Origin of the sequence: Hyphomonas sp. (genome assembly GCF_046313735.1) — a bacterium.
Taxonomy (GTDB): Bacteria; Pseudomonadota; Alphaproteobacteria; order Caulobacterales; family Hyphomonadaceae; genus Hyphomonas.
In genome coordinates this window covers 1-3,586 of record NZ_JBKBXW010000068.1, presented here as the reverse complement: position 1 = coordinate 3,586, position 3,586 = coordinate 1, and the positions used below count along the sequence as shown (strand labels likewise).

The following is a 3,586-nucleotide window of genomic DNA, read 5'->3' as shown; positions in this document are numbered from 1 at the left end:
TCTGCTGGAGCCGCTCTATTTCGCCATCCCGGCGTTCGACAACAGCCGCCATGTCTTGCACCAGCTGGTGCAGGAGCGCCGTATCGGTCGGCAGGTTGCCAAGGTCGATCCGCATACGGATACATATCACAGAACGGGCAGAAGCAGGAGCTTTTTCGCGCCTGACGGGCAGATTTATCCGGTGATCTTATCCGGCAAGGGCGGGCTTCCATACCCGTTCGGGCGCGCGCCAGTCGATACCTTCGATCAGCATGGCGAGCTGGGCCGGTGTCAGCGTGATCGCGCCGTCATGACCTGCCATAACAGGCCAGACAAAGCCGCCCTGGTCGATGCGTTTGGTGAACAGGCAGAGCCCGTTTCCATCCCAGAACAGGATCTTCAACATCGAGGCTTTCTTGCCCCGGAACGCGAACAAATGGCCGCTGAAAGGGTCTTTCTTGAGCACGTCCTGAACCAGCATTGTGAGGCCGTCGATACCTTTGCGCATATCGGTGTAGCCGAGAGCGAGATGCACCTTTATCCCGGCCGGGACGATCATCATGCCTCAAGTTCCTTGCCGGGCATTTCGAGAAGAACCGCCTCGGGATCGCTCCCTTCAGGGACGAAGACGCGTGCGCCATCCTCAAGCGTCATGACCATCATTCCGGGAGGCGGTGTCACCAGATTCATCGGCAACGGCATCCCTTCCGGAACCAGCACGGTTGCCAGTCTCGCGCGGGCGTTCGGGCCGATCCCGAACTCGACCCGCCAGCGGAACAGGAGGCCCGTGACGATGCCGTGCTTCCGGGCGGTGGCGGACACACTGGTGCCCGGCTGGTCGCTTTCACGTGCGATGGCGAGCTTCTGTTCGTCAGTGAACACGCGCCGCGCCGGCCGCCGCGTTGCACCGGCGGACGGTGTCAAGGCGGTTTCCGCGACATTAGTGCTAGCACTATCTCTAAAGCGCGGACGGGCGGAGGGATGAAGCTGTGACCGCCAGTCGATTTCAAGCTCGCCATCTTCATGCCGCGTGCGCCATTTTTGCAGGGCATGCCGGGAAAGGTTCAGGGCGGACGCGTACTGGCGAAGGCTCATTCCGCTCCAGTTCAGCGCTTCCAGGTGCATCGCCCAGAAGGCCTGGACAGCCCGGCTACGCGTGTCCGTCCGTGCGCCGAAACGTACGCCCTGTCGCTTGCCGGAGCGGCCTTTCTCAAGGTTCTTCCGCGACTGTTCGTGCCGAAGTTCGGCCTGATATTTCTGGTGTTTTTCTGCTTCCTCAAGGCCCATCACGTAGATTATCCAGCCGGCAAAAGTACGCCGGTCCAGCCTGTGATCCCGGCAATAGCGCGTGCGCGAAAGTCCGCTCCGGCGCCAGGCTTCAACATGCGCGGACCAGTATGTCTGGTGGGCCGTGTTCTCAAAACGTTTCAAATCCATGTTCAGCTCCTCACCAGGAAGGGAAGGCCAAATGGAGAACTATTGCGACCCGGAATCGATGTGCAGTCATCGGACGGTTACCATCGAACCCGTTAGGGCAAGATAAAAGGGTTGGCGCCACCCCCTGGGTATCGCCCTGTCTGCACGACGATTTTTCGGCGCCTGTTGCACGCCGTTGTGGTGTACGGTTTCTGCGGGATCTGCTGCAGCCGCGCAGACGTTCGTACACCCTCAATTGCATCGCGATGCAGCTGCTTGCACAGGGTTGCACCACCTCGCCGACGCTCCAACTAGGCAGACCTCGCCTGCGGCGGCACACTGGGAGACACTGCCGGAGCCCCGTGTCATGACACCCAGAAAAACCCCGTCCAAAGGCCATCCGATGACGGTCGCTGCAACACCCTCCCACGCCGCCCGATGAAACCCCGCGTCAACCTCCGCCTCGATGCCGCGCTGCTTGCCCAGCTCGAGGCCGCCGCACGCGCGCAGAAGACGACCAAGACCGACATCCTGGAACAGGCCCTGCGCTGCTATCTTGATCCGGACCGCAATCGCTCGCTGGAGGATAGGCTGATGGAGCGCATGGACGGGTTCGAGAAACGCCTGGGGCAGCTCTTCTGGGCGGTTGATCTGGGCGTCGAGACGACCGGGCATTTTGTCCTTTACTGGCTGACCCGCACAGACCCGATTCCGGAAAGCGAGCGAGACATCGCGCATGCGCTTGGTGAGCGCCGGTTTGATCACTTCATCAACCAGATCGCAAAGAAGCTGCGCCGGCGCAGGTCACTCGTCCAGGAGTCCCTCCGCTGGGAACAATCGGAGCCGGAGTGAGTGGGGCCCCGGCGAGCCACTTTCAGGCAATCGCCCGAGAGCACATCGCAAGCAGACTGCCGAGTTGCTTCCAGGCCAAATGGCAGACCCTGCCATTCGGCCCTGACCAGCCTCCATGCCTGCGCGGGCCCTCGTCAAGGGCGCGCGGAACGCGCGCCGCGCCGCGGCCTTGCCCTTGACGAGGACCCGCGCAGGCGTCACCGCCAAACAGGCTTTGCAAAGCGTTGCCAGCGCCTGCTGCAAATGGCCTGCGCTCCGATAGTCAGTGGGCGGCCATCTGAGGGATCCTTGGCGTCATGCAACCCGTCAGTACCCAACGTATCGAGAACGCCATCCGGATCGTCGTCCAGTTGATCGATATGTCGGGCGACGCCTACTGGCCAGTGCTCGAACGGCTCGAAGTCGAACATGCCGCACTCGCCAGCCGGGAGGAACGCCTGGCCCGGTACCTCGCCGGAGAGCCGCCTCAATCCGCCCTGCGGCGACTACCACCTACAGCGCGCTCAACCCCCCGCGAGCGGCCCGCGCAGGCCGGATGAACGCCCCCTCCGTCTCAGAGCGCTATCTCGCGCACGAGCCGCGCGACATGTTCGAGCGAGGCGCCCTTGCCATAGCGTTCGCGGTCGAGCCGGTGGCCGAACAGGTCGCGCCGGATCCGGTCATCGATGCCGGCCGCCAGCATCCGGTCCTCGAACGCATGGCGCAGCGAATAGAACGAATGAGCCGGGGTCTCGAGCAGGCCATGGGCCTTGAGATACTTGTTCACCGTCGCGCTGAGCCCCGCGCTGCTCTCCCGGTAACGCGGGAACCCCTCCGGGAACGCCCTGAACGCTTCCAGCGAGACGCCGGTCAGCGGGATCACACGCCGGGCATAGGCGCTCTTCAGCTGGCGGCCCTCGGGTTCGATGGCGATGTGCGGCACAGCGGCGTCGAGCCGGATCGTCTTCGCGGTAAGACCTGCGCCTTCAGATGGGCGGTAGCCCGTGTTGACCATGCCGAGCAGCAGCCCGCGCGCCTCATCGTTGAGCCCGGACAGCGCGCCGGGCGCGAGCAGCCGGTTCCGGATCCATTCAGCACTGAACGGCGGGCGGGTGCGCGTCTCGCCTTCGCGGAACGACAGCTCGCCGAGCGGGAGGGTGAGTCCGAGCCGCTTCATCGTGTTCACGGTCTTCAGCACATCGCCGAGATGAATGAGGTCCTTGTTGGCCGAGTTGGGTGTCACCTCGCCCGCCTCGATCCGCTCCAGCCAGTGCTGGCGGAAATCCAGCATGTCGTCGCGCGTGATCGCCTCGATCGGTTTGTTGCCGACGACCTCCACGAAGTTGCGCACGGCTTTGAC

At 63.5% G+C, this 3,586-nt stretch carries 5 protein-coding genes; 2 read left to right on the top strand and 3 right to left on the bottom strand.

The features are described 5' to 3' along the window. Positions 1–187: 187 nt before the first annotated feature. Both tnpB and tnpA read right to left on the bottom strand, forming a co-directional pair. The gene (gene tnpB, locus ACK4SV_RS16220) at positions 188–541 is read right to left on the bottom strand and encodes an IS66 family insertion sequence element accessory protein TnpB (protein ID WP_409918882.1); all 354 of its coding nucleotides are present in this window, start codon (positions 539–541) and stop codon (positions 188–190) included. Beyond that, positions 538–1,416: an IS66 family insertion sequence element accessory protein TnpA gene (gene tnpA / locus ACK4SV_RS16215; RefSeq protein ID WP_409918881.1), complete on the bottom strand. Its 879-nt coding sequence runs from the start codon at positions 1,414–1,416 to the stop codon at positions 538–540. Before tnpA ends, tnpB begins: the two co-directional genes overlap by 4 nt. Before the next feature lie 417 nt (positions 1,417–1,833). Here tnpA and ACK4SV_RS16210 point away from each other — a divergent pair, with 417 nt between their 5' ends. Continuing rightward, a complete protein-coding gene (locus tag ACK4SV_RS16210) occupies positions 1,834–2,247 on the top strand; it encodes a ribbon-helix-helix protein, CopG family (protein ID WP_409918880.1) in 414 nt (137 codons plus the stop codon). 296 nt (positions 2,248–2,543) lie between these two features. After that, a complete protein-coding gene (locus tag ACK4SV_RS16205) occupies positions 2,544–2,786 on the top strand; it encodes a hypothetical protein (RefSeq protein WP_409918879.1) in 243 nt (80 codons plus the stop codon). Positions 2,787–2,800: 14 nt separating this feature from the next. On the opposite strand, the gene ACK4SV_RS16200 is transcribed toward ACK4SV_RS16205, so the two are convergent. Beyond that, a partial coding sequence (locus ACK4SV_RS16200; RefSeq protein ID WP_409918878.1) for a tyrosine-type recombinase/integrase occupies positions 2,801–3,586 on the bottom strand: 786 nt, incomplete at its 5' end.